General features: G+C 64.5%; 15 protein-coding genes. 7 read left to right on the forward strand and 8 right to left on the reverse strand.

Annotated features, from left to right (window positions below; translation table 11 throughout):
• Positions 1-64: 64 nt before the first annotated feature.
• From tcuB to QZM15_RS18105, 6 genes are all read right to left on the reverse strand, one after another.
• On the reverse strand, positions 65-1,267 hold the full coding sequence (gene tcuB / locus QZM15_RS18080) for a tricarballylate utilization 4Fe-4S protein TcuB (protein ID WP_302106948.1): 1,203 nt from the start codon (positions 1,265-1,267) through the stop codon (positions 65-67).
• Complete coding sequence (gene tcuA / locus QZM15_RS18085; protein WP_226224281.1) at positions 1,254-2,660, reverse strand: FAD-dependent tricarballylate dehydrogenase TcuA; 1,407 nt, start codon at positions 2,658-2,660, stop codon at positions 1,254-1,256. The genes tcuB and tcuA overlap by 14 nt, the downstream gene beginning before the upstream one ends.
• 74 nt (positions 2,661-2,734) lie before the next feature.
• Positions 2,735-3,676 (reverse strand): LysR substrate-binding domain-containing protein, encoded by a 942-nt coding sequence (locus QZM15_RS18090; RefSeq protein WP_060310323.1) that lies wholly within the window; start codon positions 3,674-3,676, stop codon positions 2,735-2,737.
• 285 nt (positions 3,677-3,961) lie between these two features.
• Complete coding sequence (locus QZM15_RS18095) at positions 3,962-5,143, reverse strand: fumarylacetoacetate hydrolase family protein (RefSeq protein WP_226224282.1); 1,182 nt, start codon at positions 5,141-5,143, stop codon at positions 3,962-3,964.
• A gap of 32 nt (positions 5,144-5,175) precedes the next feature.
• Complete coding sequence (locus QZM15_RS18100) at positions 5,176-6,957, reverse strand: IlvD/Edd family dehydratase (RefSeq protein ID WP_302106949.1); 1,782 nt, start codon at positions 6,955-6,957, stop codon at positions 5,176-5,178.
• Positions 6,958-7,145: 188 nt separating this feature from the next.
• Positions 7,146-8,183, reverse strand: coding sequence for a LacI family DNA-binding transcriptional regulator (locus QZM15_RS18105; protein ID WP_302106950.1), 1,038 nt, complete (start codon positions 8,181-8,183; stop codon positions 7,146-7,148).
• A 298-nt stretch (positions 8,184-8,481) separates the two neighbouring features.
• Here QZM15_RS18105 and QZM15_RS18110 point away from each other — a divergent pair, with 298 nt between their 5' ends.
• The gene (locus QZM15_RS18110) at positions 8,482-9,828 is read left to right on the forward strand and encodes an MFS transporter (protein ID WP_060967053.1); all 1,347 of its coding nucleotides are present in this window, start codon (positions 8,482-8,484) and stop codon (positions 9,826-9,828) included.
• A gap of 202 nt (positions 9,829-10,030) precedes the next feature.
• Here the strand turns inward: QZM15_RS18110 and QZM15_RS18115 are convergent, their stop codons facing one another.
• Positions 10,031-11,197 carry a pyridoxal phosphate-dependent aminotransferase gene (locus QZM15_RS18115; RefSeq protein ID WP_226224287.1) on the reverse strand — a complete coding sequence of 389 codons (1,167 nt, stop codon included), beginning with the start codon at positions 11,195-11,197 and terminating at the stop codon, positions 10,031-10,033.
• Positions 11,198-11,250: 53 nt separating this feature from the next.
• Here QZM15_RS18115 and QZM15_RS18120 point away from each other — a divergent pair, with 53 nt between their 5' ends.
• The 6 genes from QZM15_RS18120 (at position 11,251) to QZM15_RS18145 (ending at position 15,491) form a co-directional block, all read left to right on the forward strand.
• Complete coding sequence (locus tag QZM15_RS18120; protein WP_302106951.1) at positions 11,251-11,901, forward strand: GntR family transcriptional regulator; 651 nt, start codon at positions 11,251-11,253, stop codon at positions 11,899-11,901.
• Positions 11,902-12,069: 168 nt separating this feature from the next.
• Complete coding sequence (locus tag QZM15_RS18125) at positions 12,070-12,609, forward strand: YrhB domain-containing protein (protein WP_302106952.1); 540 nt, start codon at positions 12,070-12,072, stop codon at positions 12,607-12,609.
• A 181-nt stretch (positions 12,610-12,790) separates the two neighbouring features.
• Complete coding sequence (locus QZM15_RS18130) at positions 12,791-13,243, forward strand: hypothetical protein (RefSeq protein WP_302106953.1); 453 nt, start codon at positions 12,791-12,793, stop codon at positions 13,241-13,243.
• Positions 13,244-13,448: 205 nt separating this feature from the next.
• Entirely contained in the window at positions 13,449-13,730 is a 282-nt protein-coding gene (locus QZM15_RS18135) for a hypothetical protein (RefSeq protein WP_060310529.1), read from the forward strand.
• A gap of 683 nt (positions 13,731-14,413) precedes the next feature.
• Positions 14,414-14,884, forward strand: a complete 471-nt coding sequence (locus QZM15_RS18140) for a hypothetical protein (protein ID WP_302106954.1) — start codon at positions 14,414-14,416, stop codon at positions 14,882-14,884.
• A gap of 124 nt (positions 14,885-15,008) precedes the next feature.
• Positions 15,009-15,491, forward strand: coding sequence for a hypothetical protein (locus QZM15_RS18145; RefSeq protein ID WP_302106955.1), 483 nt, complete (start codon positions 15,009-15,011; stop codon positions 15,489-15,491).
• Positions 15,492-15,693: 202 nt separating this feature from the next.
• On the opposite strand, the gene QZM15_RS18150 is transcribed toward QZM15_RS18145, so the two are convergent.
• Positions 15,694-16,269, reverse strand: a complete 576-nt coding sequence (locus QZM15_RS18150) for a DUF308 domain-containing protein (RefSeq protein ID WP_302106956.1) — start codon at positions 16,267-16,269, stop codon at positions 15,694-15,696.
• Positions 16,270-16,500: the final 231 nt, after the last annotated feature.

Below are 16,500 nucleotides of genomic sequence, written 5' to 3' on the forward strand. Positions count from 1 at the left end.
GATGTCTCCGTTGGATGTATTGTGCGAAGCGGCCCGGAAGCCGGACCGCTTCGATTGGCCCGGTTCAGTCCGAGCCCAGTCGCAGGCGGTCGGCCTGGCGCTTTTCGATCGACGACTTGAGGAGCGCCGCGCAGCGAAAGATGCCGTGGGCGAATTTCCCGTACGGCAACGTTGCGAAGAGGGCCATCACGATGCCGAGATGAACGGCGAGCAGCGCCGCCATTGCGCTGCTGTCGCGCCACGCGAGCAGCGCCAGTCCCGACGCGCTTACGAGCATCAGCAGCGCAATGAAGCTGCGGTCCATCGGGCGTTGTGCCGGATCGGTCCGCGCGGGGTCGCGCCGCAGGTTGAGCCACAAGAGGCCGGCAGGCCCGATCAGCAGACCGATTCCGCCGGCGGTGCCGAGCAGCACGGGCAGGCTCAGGAACGCATACGGTGCGTGCAGGTCCAGCGCGTAGTGATAGAAGGTCGCGACGAGCGTGGCGGCAAAGCACAGCATGAAGCCGTAGAACGCGAAGTGGTGAAACCGGCGCCGCGCGAGCGTGAACGCATCGTCCGATTCGTTGCAGCCGTCACCGTGGCCGCCGTCGAGATAGGTGAGCGCGAGCGCGTGCTTCGCCGCCTCGGCAACCGCCGGCATGCTTGCCGTGCCCGACGACACGTCGCGCCAGAAGCGCGTCACGCCCACCCCGAGCGCCAGAATGGCGAGCCCGAACACCGCGCCGAACATCGCGGCGAGCAGATTGTGCGGAAAGACCGCATAGAAACGGCCGCCCGACGGGCCATTCAGCAGCGAGCCGTGCATCGCGACGCCGAGCATCAGGAACAGCACCAGCCCGATCGCGAGCGCGAGCGCGACGGTCAGGCCGTTGCGCCTGTAGAGCTTGCCCAGCGCGGCGGGCCACGCATACTCGACATATGTATCGAGCCGGACCTGCGCCATCGCCTTCGGCACGTTCACCGCGAATTCGTGCGGCGGCGCATATTGGCATGCGTGATAGCACGCGCCGCAGTTGTGGCACAGGTTGGCCAGGTAGTTGACGTCTGCCTTCGCGAACTCGAGCCGGCGCGTCATCGCCGGAAAGACCGCGCAAAATCCTTCGCAGTAGCGGCACGCATTGCAGATCTGCATCTGGCGCGCGACTTCCGCTTCGTTGTCGGTGACGGGCGCGATGCGAATCACGGCGGCGCCGCTCGCGCGTGTCGACGGCCGGCCGGCGGGCGCGAGCGCCCGGGCGTCGCGAAGGTGTTCTTCAATATCGTTCACGTTGAACTCCGGTCGTTTGCGCGGCCTTCGCCGCCTCGGTGCCCGCGATACGGCCGAACGCGGTGCCGATCGACATCCCGACGCCCGCCGTGTAACCCTTGCCCAGCACGTTGCCGGCCATCATTTCGCCGGCAACGAACAGGTTGCCGCTCGGCCGTCCGCCGAAGTGAACTTGCGCGCGCTCGTTGACCTTGAGCCCGAGATACGTGAACGTGATGCCGGGACGCAGCGCGTAGCCGAAGAAGGGCGGCGTATCGATCGGGCGTGCCCAGTGGGTTTTCGCGGGGCTGACGCCTTCGGTGCGACAGTCGTCGAGCACGGTGTGATCGAACGTGCCTGCCCGGCATGCGGTGTTGTACGCGCGCAGCGTTTCCACGAATGCACGTTCGGGCAGGTTCAGCCGGCGCGCGAGTTCCGGCAACGAATCGGCGCGGACACCCGGAAATACCGGCGGCATGAAGCGCCCGACGGCCTTGGCATCGATGATCGAATAGGCTGTCTGCCCCGGCTGCTGCGCGACGAGGCGGCCCCAGATCGCATAACGCTTCGGCCAGAAGTCTTCACCTTCGTCATAGAAGCGCTGCGCATCGCGGTTGACGACGATACCGAGTGATACGCAATCGATCCGCGTGCAGATGCCGCCGTCGTAGAGCGGCGCGCGCGCGTCGATCGCGACGCAATGCGACTGCGACGGGTCGCCGATCGCATCGGCGCCGGCGTCGAGCATCGCCTTGAGCAGGACACCCTGGTTGAACCGCGTGCCGCGGATGAGGAAATTGTCGGCGGGCCACTCGCCACGCTGGTTTTGTCCCCACGCCTCGCGCAGCCATTCGCGGTTGGATTCGAAGCCGCCCGCCGCGAGCACGCAACTGCGCGCCTCGAAGCGCCGGTTTCCGCTACGCGCGGCGACGAAGCGTTCGCCGTCGAGCTCGATTGCGTCGACGGGCGTGTCGTAGCGAATCCGTACGCCCAGCGCTTCGGCGCTGCGGTAATACGCGTTCACCAGCGCTTTGCCGCCGCCCATGAAGAATGCATTGGTCCGCGCCACGTGCAGTGCGCCGGACAACGGCGGCTGAAACCGCACGCCATGTGCGCGCATCCACGGGCGACAGTTCGCCGACGCGCGGATCGCGAGCCGGGCCAACGCCTCGTTCGTGATGCCGCCCGTGACCTTCAGCAGATCCTGCCAGTACTCTTCTTCCGGATAGGCGCCGACCAGCACGTCCTGCGGGCCATCGTGCATGCAACGCAGGTTGCGGGTGTGCTGGGAGTTGCCGCCGCGCCACTCCCGCGGCGCCGCTTCGAGCAGCAGCACCGACGCGCCGGCTTCACGCGCCATCAAGGCGGCGCACAGCGCCGCGTTGCCGCCGCCGATTACGAGAACATCGATCATCTGAGTTGTCTCCTTTGAGACGCACTCTACGGATCGGCCTCGTTAGCCGCCATCAGCGGCGCGGCAACACGTCTTCAGTTTTTGTGAAGAGGCGGCTCGCGGAGCGTGGCGCCGGGCCACCCGCCGGACGCGACGATCTCGCGCGCCACGTCGGCGAGGACGACTCGCGCGGCGAGCCCGGCGGGCGACAATTCATCGTCGGAGACGCTCGCGATCAGGTTCGGCCTCGTCGCGTGGTCGTCCGCGACCGGGACGCTCGCGAGCGCGGCATTCTCTAGCCGCGCGAGCGCCGCGCCTGGTTGAATGGTTGCACCGAGCCCGCCGCGCACCGCATCCATCAACATCGCGAGGCCGTCGACTTCGGCGGCGATGTGCGGGGTGAAGCCGGTGCGGGCGAATGCGACATCCAGCAATGCGCGCAGGCCATGCGGGCCGCTCGGCAGGATCAGCGGCACGGCGCCGAGGTTCGCCAGGTGCACGTGCGTCCCGTCGGGCATGCCGGGCAGGCCGGGCGCGCCGATCACGAACAGATGCTCGTCGAGCAACGGCATCACGCTCCAGCGCTGCGCGGGTTCTTCGCGAAACAGGATCGCCAGGTCGATTTGCCGCGCACTCAGCATTGCGCCGAGATAGCCCGACAGGCTCTCGACCATGCGCAGCCGGACATCCGGATAGCGCTGCCGCATCGCCTGCATGAACGCGAGACCGAGTACGCCGGTCGTACTGGGCGCAAGCCCGACGCTGACGTGCCCCGACAGGCGCGCCTGACGCGCGGCAAGCGCCGCATCGTCGACGTGGCGCAACGCGAGCTGCGCCTGTCGCCAGAATGCAAGACCGGCGTCCGTCGGCACGACGCCCGTGGAGGTGCGTTGCAGCAGGCGCGTGGACAGCTCGCTCTCGAGCCGGCTGATCTGCTGGCTCAGTGCGGACGTCACCACGCCCAGTTCGAGCGCGGCCTTGCCCATGCTGCCGTGTTCCACGACGCAGACGAAATAGCGCAGTTGCCTCAGTTCCATCGACACCTCGAATTGACTCGGCCGCGGTATTGTCGCAGCCGACGAGGCGCCGGTGGGGCGAATCGCGCTGATCGAAGCCGTGGATCGCCGCCGGAAAGAATCTGGGGTTGCGGGATGAGCTGGCGGCGCCGCTCGCGGCGGCCGCTCCGGCTCGGCGAGTGTTCAGGTCGCGCAGTGAAGGCCGGCTACGTGTGTGCCGGCGCGAACGCCCTCGTGTCATACCGCCTCGCCTGCTGCCCGTCGATGTCGTTCGCGAAGGGCTTCATGTCGTCGCGTCTCCCGGTTTCATTCGGCAAGCAGCCCGCGCGCGGCCAGATTCGCATACAGCGCGCGCACGCCGAAGGTCCACGGCGCGATCTCCGTGCAAAGCCGCACGGTGTTGACGAGCGCGCCGAGCGCGGGCGTGGAGATCGTGACACGGTCGCCCAGGTGATGCGTGAATCCGCCGCCAGGCGCGTCGCGATCCTGGATCGGCGAGAACATCGTGCCGAGGAACAGCATGAAGCCGTCCGGATACTGGTGATGCGCGCCGCAGGTCTGCGCGACGAGGTCGGCCGGGTCGCGGCTGATCTCGCGCATGTGGCTGATGCCGTCGAGGACGAAGCCGTCGTCCGCGCCTTCGACGCGCAGCGACACGCTGCATTCCCGCACGCCATCGAGCGTGAAGCCATCGTCGAACAGCCGCACGAACGGGCCGATCGCGCATGAACCGTTGTTGTCCTTGCATTTGCCGAGCAGCAGCGCCGAGCGGCCTTCGATGTCGCGCAGGTTCACGTCGTTGCCGAGCGTCGCGCCCACCGGCCTGCCGTCGCTGGCCACGGCCAGCACGATCTCCGGTTCCGGGTTGTTCCACACCGACACGGGCAGCAGCCCGACGTCCGCGCCGAAGCCCACCGCGGACATCGGCTGTGCCTTGGAGAACACCTCGGCGTCCGGGCCGATGCCGACTTCCATGTATTGCGACCACGCGCCGCGGCGCTCGAGTTCCGCCTTCAGGCGCATCGCCGCTTCCGAGCCGGGCACGATCCTCGACAGATCGGTGCCGATGGTCGACGCGATGGTGTCGCGTACCTCCCGCGCCTTGGCCGGATCGCCGCCGGCCTGTTCCTCGATCACGCGCTCGATCAGGCTCACGGCAAAGGTGACGCCGCACGCCTTGACGGCCTGCACGTCGCACGGCGCGAGCAGGTGCGTGGCGCCCGGCGTGCCGTCCAGCGCCGCCTGCAGCAGAGGCTCGACGCGGCCGAGCGATTCGCCGGGGGCGGTGCGCGCGACGGCAACGGCATCGGGGCGGTCGAACAGGTCGGCGGTGGTCGGCGCGGTGCGCGTGATGTCGAACACTTCGCCGCCGCGTACGGCGACGACGCTCGGGCCCGCGTGGGCGCCGTCATCCCGCCAGACGCGGCCGATCAGCAGCGCTTGGGCGAGGTCGTGCGGCAGGCAGTCGGAAACGGAAGGAGTACGCATGATCAGCTCGGCAAGATTGGGGGGCGGTGGGGTCAGTGCGAATGGCGCGGGTTGCCGCGCTGCTCGATCACCTTCAGGTACAGCGTGGCCGGTTCGAGGCAGCCGCCGGTGGACAACTGGCCGACGAACCGGCGATAGAGTTCCTGCCACGGCGTTTGCGCCTGCGGCACGGTGAAGCTTGCGGTTTCGCGGCGGCGCGCGAGTTCGTCCTCGTCGACGAGCACGTCGACGCTGCGGCGATTCAGGTCCACGCGAATACGGTCGTTCGTGCGCAGCAGCGCGAGGCCGCCGCCTACCGCGGCTTCCGGCGACATGTTCAGGATCGACGGGCTGGCCGACGTGCCGCTCTGGCGCCCGTCGCCCATGCACGGCAGCGACGTCACGCCGCGCTTCACCAGATCGGCGGGCGGCGCCATGTTCACGACTTCCGAGCTGCCCGGGTAGCCGACCGTGCCGCAGCCGCGGATCACCAGGATGCAGCGTTCGTCGATGTTCAGCGCGGGATCGTTGATGCGGGCGTGATAGTCCTCCGGGCCGTCGAACACGATCGCGCGCGCCTCGAACGTATTCTCCGCGCCCGGCTCGGCCAGGTATGTGCGGCGGAACGCGTCGCCCACCACCGACATCTTCATGATCGCGCTGTCGAAGAAGTTGCCCGACAGCACCATGAAGCCGGCGCCGTGCTTGAGCGGCGCGTCGGGCGTACGGATCACGTCGCGGTCGGCGTCCTGCGCGGTGTCGGCGATTTCCCCGACCGCGCGGCCCGACACGGTCAGGCAGTCGCGCCGCAGCAGGCCGGCCGCATCGAGCTGGCGCAGCACGGCAGGCACGCCGCCGGCGCGATGGAAGCTCTCGCCGAGGTATTCGCCGGCCGGCATGCAGTTGACGAGCAGCGGCACGGCTTCACCGAAGCGCTGCCAGTCGTCCAGGCTCAGTTCGACGCCCATGTGGCGCGCAATGGCGATCAGGTGCGGCGGGCAATTGGTCGAGGCGCCGAGTGCGGACGCGACGACGATCGCATTCTCGAACGCCGCGCGCGTCATGATCTTCGACGGGCGCAGGTCTTCGCGAACGAGTTCGACCGCGCGCTTGCCGGTCGCGTAAGCCATCTGGCCGCGCTCGCGGTAGGCCGCGGGAATGCTCGCACACCCCGGCAGCGACATGCCCAGCGCCTCGGCGAGGCTGTTCATCGACAGCGCCGTGCCCATGGTGTTGCAATGGCCGATCGACGGCGACGATGCCGTGGTCAGCTGCATGAAGCCTTCGTAGTCGATCTCGCCGGCCGCGAGCAGGTTGCGCGCATGCCAGATCACCGTGCCGGAGCCGACGCGCTTGCCCTCGTGCCAGCCGTCGAGCATCGGGCCGCCCGACAGCACGATGGCGGGCAGGTCGACGGTGGCGGCCGCCATCAGGCAGGCCGGCGTAGTCTTGTCGCAGCCGGTCGTCAGCACCACACCGTCCAGCGGAAAGCCGTGCAGGACTTCCACCAGCCCGAGGTAGGCGAGGTTGCGGTCGAGCGCGGCGGTGGGCCGGCGGCTTTGCTCGGCCAGCGGATGCACGGGGAACTCCATCGGAATGCCGCCCGCGTCGCGAATGCCGGCCTTGGTGCGCTCGGCGAGCTCGATGTGGTGACGATTGCATGGCGCCAGATCGCTGCCTGTTTGCGCGATACCGATGACAGGGCGGCCCGACTGCAGTTCCTCGCGCGTCAACCCGTAGTTCATGAAGCGCTCGACATAGAGCGCGGTCATGTCTGCGTGCGCGGGGTCGTCGAACCATTCCTGGCTGCGCAGACGGCGGGGGGGGTGTGACATGGCAGGCTGTCTCCGAAGGGCCTTGTTGATTTTGCGTGCCGGATGGTACCGGTAACATCGCCTGGATGTTAGCACGGGTTTTTTGCGTCGCGGAAGGGATTTCGTGCGCGCGTCGCGAAGGTATGGGGCAGGGGATCGGTGCGAAGCCGCGCATGCCGCGTGTCGGCACGCGCCCGGCCGTCGGCCGGTCAGGCGCTTTCCCGCGGGATGATCGTGTAGTCGATCCGGATCCTTTTCGACTCGGTCGGCGCGCCGCCGTCGCGCGCCTGCAACGCCGCCAGCAACGCTTCGCCCGTGCGCCGCCCGATGCCGTACGCGTCGACCGACACCGTGGTGATCGTCGGGTGGCAGCATGTCGCCACTTCGAAATTCCCGAAGCCGGCCACGGCGATGTCGGCCGGCACGGCGAGCCCGCGCCGGTGACATTCCATGATCGCGCCGAACGCCGACATGTCGCTCACGCACATCACCGCATCGGTATCCGGCCATCGCTCCAGCAGGGCCGCCATCGCGGGCCCGCCGTGGCTCATCGTGATCGGCGATTCGCCCAGCCGCACGACGCGCGGCTCGCCCAGCCCCAACGCCTTGATCTCCGCCTGGTATCCCTTGAGCCGGTCGAGGCCGCGGCGATCCAGTTCGCTGGCGCCGACCAGAAAGCCGATGCGCCGGTACCCGCGCTCGGCCAGGTGGCGCACCATCGCACGGGCGGCGCGCACGTTCGAGAAGCCTACGGCGGTGTCGATCGGGTGCGTGGGCAGGTCCCACATCTCGACCACGGGAATCGCCGAGCGCTCCAATACCTTGCGCGTCGCATCGGTGTGCTGCGACCCCGTCAGCGCGATGCAGCGCGGCTGGTGCCTCAGCATCGAGCGCACCAGCCGCTCTTCGCGTTCCAGGTCGTAGTCGGTGTCGCCGAGCAGCAACTGAAGGCCATGCGGCTCGAGCGCATCGGTCAGGCCGCGCACGGTATCCGAGAAGTTGGAGCTCGACAGCGACGGCACCAGCACCGCGACGAATTCCGACCGCCCCGACGACAGCGCACCGGCGGCCGCGTCGGCCACGTAGCCGAGCTGGTCGATCGCCTCGCAGACCCGTGCGCGCGTTTCCGCGGCCACGCTGTGGCCGGCGAGCACGCGCGACACCGTCATCTTCGATACGCCGGCAAGGCGTGCTACGTCAGACATGCGGGGCGGCGCGGCGGGCCGGACGGCGGTAGGACTGGGCATCGGAATCGCGGTCGGGAGAAGGCTGGAAAGGCTACATCATACCGGTGCGGCATACCGTGCAGACACGGTCGCGGCGAGCTCGTCGCGGTAAGTGCTGTACTAGGGAAACCACGCGTTCGGCGGCACTTGTATGCGCGTATCTCAACATGCTACCTTCAGATTTGTTACCGGTATCAGCTTGCCGATCGCTCCCGTCGCCTCGTCGGCTTTTTTTTGCCACGGAATGTTATCGGTAACATCGATGCGTCAAACGCACTCGCCGGTACGAAGAAGACCTACACAAACTGGAGACAGACCGATGCCATCCCTTACGCAGGCCGCTGCCGCACCGGCCGCGGCCGACTCGTCCGAAGACGCCCTCTACCGCAAGGTCATGCGGCGCATCCTGCCGTTGCTGCTGCTGTGCTACGTCGTGGCCTACCTGGACCGCGTCAACGTGGGTTTCGCGAAGCTGCAGATGCTCGACGACCTGAGCCTGAGCGACGGCGTCTACGCGCTCGGCGCCAGTATCTTCTTCTGGGGCTATTTCCTGTTCGAGATGCCCAGCAATCTGCTGCTGCACCGCTACGGCGCACGCTTCTGGATCGCGCGGATCATGATCACGTGGGGCATCGTGTCGTCGTCGATGGCCTTCATCGTGCCGCTCGCGCAGTTCTTCCACGTGCAGACGACCACGATGTTCTACACGCTGCGCTTCCTGCTGGGGCTGTGCGAAGCGGGATTTTTCCCGGGCGTCATCCTGTACATGAACTACTGGTTCCCGGCGCGGCGCCAGAGCGTGGCGATGTCGGGTTTCCTGGTCGCGATCCCGCTGAGCCTGACGCTGGGCAGCGTGGTGTCCGGCTGGCTGATGGAGCAGACGCACGGCCTGTCGGGCATGAGCGGCTGGCAATGGATGCTGCTGCTCGAAGGGTTGCCGTCGATCGTGGTGGCGTTCATCGTGCTGGCCTGCCTGGGCGACGGCCCGCAGTCGGCGAAGTGGCTGTCCGCTGACGAAAAGGCGGTGCTGTCGCGCAACCTCGAATCCGAGGCCGTGCACAAGTCGCACAGCATCGGCGCCGCGCTGCGTAGCCCGCGCGTCTGGCTGCTCACCTTCATCCTGCTGACGTTCAATACCGGCTTCTACGGGCTGGCTTTCTGGCTGCCGTCGATCATCCGCGCGTCGGGCGTGCAGAGTCCACTGCATATCGGTGTGCTGACGGCCATTCCGTATCTGACGGCCATCTTCGCGATGGTGTGGAACGCATCCCACTCGCGCAAGACCGGCGAACGCCGCCTGCATGCGGCGATTCCCGCGCTGATCGGCGGCGTCTTCCTGATCCTGAGCGCGGCGTTCGCGCAGAACGTCGCGCTATCGATCGTATTCCTGACCATCGCCACCTGCGGCATTCTCGCGCTGATGCCGATCTACTGGACCTTTCCGGGGCAGATCCTGTCCGGCACGGCCGCGGCCGCCGGCATTGCGCTGATTAACTCGGTGGGCAACCTGTCCGGCTTCACGGGCTCGATGATCACCGGCGTCGCCAAGCAAATGACCGGCAACATCAACAACGGTACCTATGCGCTGGGCGCCTGCCTGCTGGTCAGTTGCGTGCTGATTGCGGCGATCCCGCGCGACATCCTGCAGCCGCCGGCCGGGCGGTAGGGCGTTCGCTCGATGTGACGTCCGGCCAGGGGGACATCGCGCCGCCCCGGCGCCGGATGCATCACGCCACGCGAATTGTCACGAGCGGTACTTTCGCAAAAGACGGTGTCTCGTGTGAGTTCGTGCGACCGTTACAAACGGAAACCGTGATACCTCCCGCCAGGGACGCTCGGCGCACTACGCAGCGTTCTCGTGGGCGCCGTCATGCGCCCTCCAGTGCGAAGCGCACCTTGTCGCCGAGCGTGCGCAAGCGCTCGACCGGTTCGTTCGCGAACACGAAACGGACATACGCGTCGCCGTGCGCAACGCCCCATCCGGTCATGGCCGTTGCACATACACCGTGGTTCAGCAACCGCTCCGACATCTGCGATCCGGTCAGGCCGAAGTCGGAGACGCGCAGCAGCATCGACCAGCCGCCCGCCGGCATGCCGAACGGGAGCCCCGACAGTTCGGCGGCGACCGTGTCGCGCCGCCTCTCGAGTTCGCTCACGTAGCCAGGCAGATCGGCTGCGGAATGTTCCAGCGCGACCGCCGCGGCCTCCTGGGCAATGCCGACCGGCACCACGACATTGGCGAGCGACACGGCTACGAGGTCGGGAATCAGCCATTCCGGCGCGACGATCCAGCCTACCCGCCAGCCTATCATGCGCAGCTCTTTCGACGCCGCGCCGACCGTGACCGTGCGCTCGGCCATGCCGGGCAGGCCTGCGGGATGGATCACCGTGCGTCCATCGAAGAGCAGCCGTTCCATCGCACTGTCGAGGATGAGCAGCAGATCGTTCTGCACACACAGGCTCGCGATCAGTTGCCAGTCGGACGCATCGAAGAAACCGCCTGACGGCATCGACGGAGACATCAACAGCATGGCTCGCGTTTTCGGGCCGATCGCTGCGCGCAGCGCGGCCTGGTCCAGCTTCCATTCGCCGCCCGGCGTGAAGGCGAACGGTACTTGCCGGGGCACGCCGCCCGCCAGGCGGACGCGATTCAGCAGACCCGCGTACGTCGGATCGGTGACGATGACTTCGTCGCCTGTCTCGACGGTGGCGAGCAGCGTGTTCAGAATGCCGGAGAGACCGCCCGCCGACACCACCACCTGGTCGGCCGTGAAGTGCCGCCCCGAAAGCGCCGACACGTGAGCGGCAGCGCTCGCGCGCAGCCGATCCTGACCGACGAATGGCAAATAGGAGTTGGCCGAGTCTCGCTGGATTGCCGCGCGGGTGAACGCGAGTGCCTCCGCAGTAGGCGGAATGTCGGTATCGAGATTTTCGAGTCGCAGAAGGTCGACGTCGGCATGATCGGCGATCGAACCCATGCGATCGACGCCGATTCCGGCGATGTGCCGCAGACGGGCAGGGCGGTGGTGGCGCATCGGGCCTCCGATTTTGTTACAATTTAATAGATAATATATGCATGGTGGTCGGGATGAATTTCGAAGTCAAGGAGGATCGCTCGCTGGCCGACCGGATCGCTGCCGCATTGGCGGACCGCATCATTTCGGGTGCCATCGCGCCGGGAGAGTGGCTGCGTCAGGACCACATCGCGGCAGAGTTCGGCGCGAGCCATGTGCCGGTACGCGAGGCGTTCAGACGGCTGGAAGCGCAGGGGTTGGCCGTGGTGGAACCGCGACGAGGCGTGCGGGCGGCGCCGCTCGAGCCGGCGGATGTAATCGAAATGGCAAAGATGCGCGCTGCTTTCGAGGCGCTGGCGCTGCGTGAGGCGATTCCCGCGCTCGACGCAGGGGCGCTGGAGGAACTCGATGCGATCCTCGATCAGGAGTCGGCGGCGCATGGCATCGCCGTGCTCGGCACGCTGAATCTGAGGTTTCATCGCGCATTGACCGCGCGGTGCGGGATGCCGCGGCTCATCGCCGCGATTGGCGACATGCATCGGGCAAGCTCCCGGCATCTGTATGCGACGTGGCAGCGACTTGAGTGGCAGGATCGCTCGAACGACGAGCATCGGGACATCGTTCGGGCGATACGCGAGGGGGATGTGGACGCAGCGTGTGCGGTTTTGTCCGCGCATATTCTGGCTGCGGGGGATGCGCTGGCTCAGGCGTTGCGGAGCCGGTAGGGATGTGGGTCGAGCCGGGGGGGGCGTCGACCGGTCCATGGTTTTTCTCGCGGTGATTTGGTTCACACTAGCGCGAAAGGTCTACACGCTTTGTGCTCTCCAACGCCGAGCGGCTGCTTCCCGCTGCCGAACTCTGACGGATCGTACACTCCACCACACTAACGACTGATGGAACTCACAGCCGAGCAAGCAAAGGAAGTCGCCCAACGTGCCATCACCAAGACAGTTGGGGAAGGCTGCGACGCGGTTGTTATCGACGAATACACTCAAGAGTTCGATGTTGGCTGGGTCTTCTACTATCAATCATCGCGCTTCCTTGAGTCAGGCGACATGAGAGATCGCCTGGCGGGGAATGCGCCATTATTTGTCAGTCGAGCTGATGGCCAAGCCACCTCCATCAGCTATCACAGGCCAATTGCCGAGTCGATCCACGCCTACCGGGCATGCGGGGACACTAATGGTTATGAAGAGTCGCAGATTCGACTCATGCGATGGTCTGCCGGGGGGAACAAGGTTCAAGCGATACGGTTGATTCGTCAACATTCGCCCGTAAGTCTTGCGGAGGCAAAGCATGCGGTCGATCAATGTCTCGCCGGGCATGAGGTAGTGGTCGCAGTGAGGGACGTCGCATCGGCCAAGCAACTGGAGATCGACCTTGCCGAGGTCGGTCTCCATGGGGTTGTCATGTTTCGTAGTACCCGCCGATAGTAATCGGTCGACTGATGATCGATTACGCTCGTCCTGCAAGGACTGCGCGTCGCTGCGCCGTGGTCGGCCGAATTCGGCATTTTCGGACATTCGACATTGCAGACTGGATCGTCGACAATCGGGTCCGGGACTATTCCGGTGACCTACTGCCTCTTCATGAATCCGGCCGAGATACTACAGAATGACTATTGATCAGTTACTGCTCGATGATATTTCCGATGAGTTGGGCGGTGGTAGCTTGAATTACGGCGTGTTCCTCAAGGCCTACGCCGTTGTGCTTGCTGAACCGCTTCAATCTACGGAGATAGTCTCAACGGCTCTTGGAGGCGGAGCGATTGCGATCGATTTTGCGGAGGTAAGTTCTGACTCAGTTATTGAGATGGTGAAATGCTGTCTCCTTTACGCCGGGGACGATGCTGCTGGACCGTCGAAAGAAACGCTCGAATCGGATGTTTTGATGGGGATGCTCGAGAAGCTTGTATCCGACTTACGGCTCACAATATCGCACGCGATAAAGGTTGAGGCGTTCACGCTAAAAGAGGGGCACCCCTTCTATCCGGTTTTCTGGGACTTTGCATTCTTGTTCCGGGCTGCTTCCGAAGCCACCATCTTCATCGGAGCTAGCTCAGATTGATTTGGGCCATGCCGAGCGACCAGTGGCCGAAAAATTTCCCGGCAGGTCCCGAGCGTGTTCGATGAGGTTTCGTGGAGAACCGACGGAGGCCGCAACAACTCGCTACATCGGTCGGCAATCGACCACGAACGGTCGGTCGACATGTGCGATGCACTTCGTTAATAATTTGACGTCCACCACGCGCGAACGAAAGGGCTGTGAACTCATGCAATTCGAATTCGTTGATGTTCGATGGCGCCATCATTTTGAAGCGGAACCCACGCGTCTCGTCTCGGAGCTGGACGAACATCGCATGGAAACCCGAAAGCTCGAGTTTTTTAGGGATGGGCAGGTCGGCTATGCGTGCGCCGGCCATGCGACGTGTGGGACTGCGCTCGGCTTGGTTCCCGTTCCGTTGCTCTCAGAGATCAATGCGGATCCCGAATTCGCTGGCACCATGATTTCCGCAGACGAGTTTGAAGCCCTATGGTCAACGCACGTGCGCTGATGCCAAGTGCGTAGCGCCGACGGGTTGAATCCGCAGTCATGAGCGGTCAGTCGACGTAGTCGCCCCAATCGTTGACAATGAAGTCTGCTTCGATCGGCACCACGTTTCTTATTGACTACTTCAATGCTACTTTCAAGCGATTCCATCAACAGGCTGCGTGATCTGGGGCTGCAATTGCCCGGCGAACCGTTCTTCGCGCCGGATCATCGTGCGTATCCTTCGGGTTATCTCATTATGAAACCCACTAGTGTCCAGGGGAACTCGCTTGCCAGTCTTAGTAACGCTTATAAAAATGGACATATGCTCAATGATACCGACGCTCCCGTTCCAACGGTCTGGTATGCGTCTGATCGTTGGCACGTATCAGTTTGGGATTGGACGCCTGGCCCAGGACCAGGCGACTTCGTCAGGCAGTTCGCAGACGAAGATGCCGCAATTGACTTTATCGTGCGATATTTCTTTGGCAAGACGCCAGAATTCTCCGCGCGACTCGCTCACGACAATCAGCGAACAGCGATATAGAGCGGAATTCAGCGTGGGTTTTGCCCGACAGCTGTGGTCGCGATGACGATGCACTGGCGGCTCGGGGCGCTGTTCGGCCATTACGGACCGTTCGACTTCGTAGCCGAAATCGCCGACAATTGTTGCCTAGCAACCTCGTATGGTGCAAATTCCACGCCTCCATGTATTCCATCGCGCTCGGACTACTCACGCTAGATTTCGGTGCTGCGCTGATCAGCGCACCGAGTAACGGCGACTACGATTGGATGAACGAGGATTGGAGCCATATACGGCAGGAAATTGCAGTCATCCAAGGTGAGACTTCGGCCAAAGTCATTGGGGTGACGGGGCGGTTTGCCGAGAAAGGCCCTCACGTAGTAGAGATCCTCTTGCCGCATATCTTCGTCGAAAACGAAGTCGTTGAACACCTTCTAGCCAAAGCCGACTCTTCCGGTCTTGGCAAGACAAAACTACGAGAAGCTGTGCGCACTACATGCTTCTCATGGGGAAAACTGGTCTCGCTAAACTGGAGTAAGTTGGGTTACGCACCGGGTGGTACGGAATATTGCATTCTCCCAATAGACGGTCCCGCGATCTCGATGGGCTTCCTTCGGCTTGATTGGGCCGGTCTTCGAATTCGCCCTTCGTCGTAAAGTACGATTGGCAGAGTGGCTATCAACATGGGCCATGTTGCTCGTAGTTATATGGCCGCTCCGGTAAAGTCGAGCGTCCCTTGTGGGGTGGCTACAGCCGACCCCGTCGGTCAAGCCTTACGTCATGAATGCAAATCTAGGTATTGTTCTTCATAAAAGCGAGCGGGAATCGACGCTGCGACGGTTGCCTCCTGAGACAAGAACCTGGGGCGATGAGGTCGTGGAGGTTGACGCGCCTGATCGCTATGCGTTTCCTGGCCTCGACGGTGTCGAATTCCAGATTTATCCGGTCACCGACTTTATTCGGAGCCAGTTGCCTGCAAATGAAAGGTCTGCAAGGCTGGAGTACGCGTGGATGACCGGTGCGGCCTTGAGCAGTTACGCATTTTGGAGCAAAGCACACCACGACGACGCGGCATTTGTCCCGCTCGAACTCGGCTTGATCACGTTGCTACGTCAACTCCGTGTTTGGGCCGTATTGTTTGCCCCCGAAGGGGAAAGGGTCGGCGAGGTTGCCGCCTTTAGCGCTGAAGATACGGTGCGCCTTCTTAGGCGTAGTGTGCAGAGCATGGCTGAATGTCCGGGGTTTCTGGCACTTAGCGAATAGCTGCCAGGCGTTGCCGAATGGACGCCAGCAGCGGGTCACGTCGTTCAGACCCGCTCGCGTCGCGCCACAACTGCCGTTCTCTGCCGCTTGTTTTCACCACTGCGGCCATCTGCCCGACCTCATGCTTTCCACAACGCGTGGCCTTGACCGCAGGCACAGCGATGCCGACCTGTGGAACGACATCTTCCTTCCGACCGCCGGCTCACGACACACTGCGCCGCATCCCCCGCACCTGTAACCAAATCGCGGATATCAGAAAATAAAGCGCACCGACTCCCGCGTATCCCGCGATCTTCACGATCGCGGGCGGCATCGCCGCATGGCTTTGGACAATGAAGAACAACCCGGCCAGCGCCGATTGTGCGCCGCTCAGGATCATCACCCACTGTGCGCCGGCAAGCTTCCAGCGCCGCACGCCGGTGCCGAGTTGCAGCACGCCGGAGAGAATCGCCCAGACGCCGAACACCGCGAGTACCGCGGGCATGCCCGCATTCAACGCGGGAAACACCGCCAGTGTCGTGACAGCGCTGATCGCGACGTTGACCGCCTGCGTGCGGTTTGCCGCCATCCCGCCGCTGCGCGAAAGGTCGACGAAATTGGCGAGCGCATCCCAGGCCGGATAAACGACCAGCAGGACCGCCGCGCCGGCCGCGCTCTGCCGGCCGACGGAAAACGCCAGCGCGACCCAGATCAGCGAGAACACCGCCCGGGAAAAGTAGTACCGTTTCAGCCATTGTTCGTCGGCAGGGGGATGAAATTCGGGGTAGCGGTCAGCCATTTGCACTCCTTCGTACATTGAATCGTCGTTCCGGCCGGCATGCAGGGTTTCCACCACGCAGATGCGGCGCCGACCGGATCTCCAGTGCGCCGAGTATCGCAATCGTCCGCGCCTGCCGCCATCGGTCAGATGTCCGATAGTGAAGTCCACTGCCGGTTGTTTGCACCGATACGGGCGAACCTCGCGCCGGGCTGGCTGCGGCGAGCCGCCGAGGCGCAAGCGCATGCACGC

This window comes from Burkholderia sp. AU44665, assembly GCF_030504405.1.
In the GTDB taxonomy this organism is placed as follows: domain Bacteria; phylum Pseudomonadota; class Gammaproteobacteria; order Burkholderiales; family Burkholderiaceae; genus Burkholderia; species Burkholderia semiarida.

Coding starts and splice junctions, on each gene's coding strand:
- tcuA (WP_226224281.1), bottom strand. CDS start 2,660: ATGATCGATGTTCTCGTAATCGGCGGCGGCAACGCGGCGCTGTGCGCC.
- QZM15_RS18090 (WP_060310323.1), bottom strand. CDS start 3,676: ATGGAACTGAGGCAACTGCGCTATTTCGTCTGCGTCGTGGAACACGGC.
- QZM15_RS18095 (WP_226224282.1), bottom strand. CDS start 5,143: ATGCGTACTCCTTCCGTTTCCGACTGCCTGCCGCACGACCTCGCCCAA.
- QZM15_RS18100 (WP_302106949.1), bottom strand. CDS start 6,957: ATGTCACACCCCCCCCGCCGTCTGCGCAGCCAGGAATGGTTCGACGAC.
- QZM15_RS18105 (WP_302106950.1), bottom strand. CDS start 8,183: ATGCCCAGTCCTACCGCCGTCCGGCCCGCCGCGCCGCCCCGCATGTCT.
- QZM15_RS18110 (WP_060967053.1), top strand. CDS start 8,482: ATGCCATCCCTTACGCAGGCCGCTGCCGCACCGGCCGCGGCCGACTCG.
- QZM15_RS18115 (WP_226224287.1), bottom strand. CDS start 11,197: ATGCGCCACCACCGCCCTGCCCGTCTGCGGCACATCGCCGGAATCGGC.
- QZM15_RS18120 (WP_302106951.1), top strand. CDS start 11,251: ATGAATTTCGAAGTCAAGGAGGATCGCTCGCTGGCCGACCGGATCGCT.
- QZM15_RS18125 (WP_302106952.1), top strand. CDS start 12,070: ATGGAACTCACAGCCGAGCAAGCAAAGGAAGTCGCCCAACGTGCCATC.
- QZM15_RS18130 (WP_302106953.1), top strand. CDS start 12,791: ATGACTATTGATCAGTTACTGCTCGATGATATTTCCGATGAGTTGGGC.
- QZM15_RS18135 (WP_060310529.1), top strand. CDS start 13,449: ATGCAATTCGAATTCGTTGATGTTCGATGGCGCCATCATTTTGAAGCG.
- QZM15_RS18140 (WP_302106954.1), top strand. CDS start 14,414: ATGTATTCCATCGCGCTCGGACTACTCACGCTAGATTTCGGTGCTGCG.
- QZM15_RS18145 (WP_302106955.1), top strand. CDS start 15,009: ATGAATGCAAATCTAGGTATTGTTCTTCATAAAAGCGAGCGGGAATCG.
- QZM15_RS18150 (WP_302106956.1), bottom strand. CDS start 16,269: ATGGCTGACCGCTACCCCGAATTTCATCCCCCTGCCGACGAACAATGG.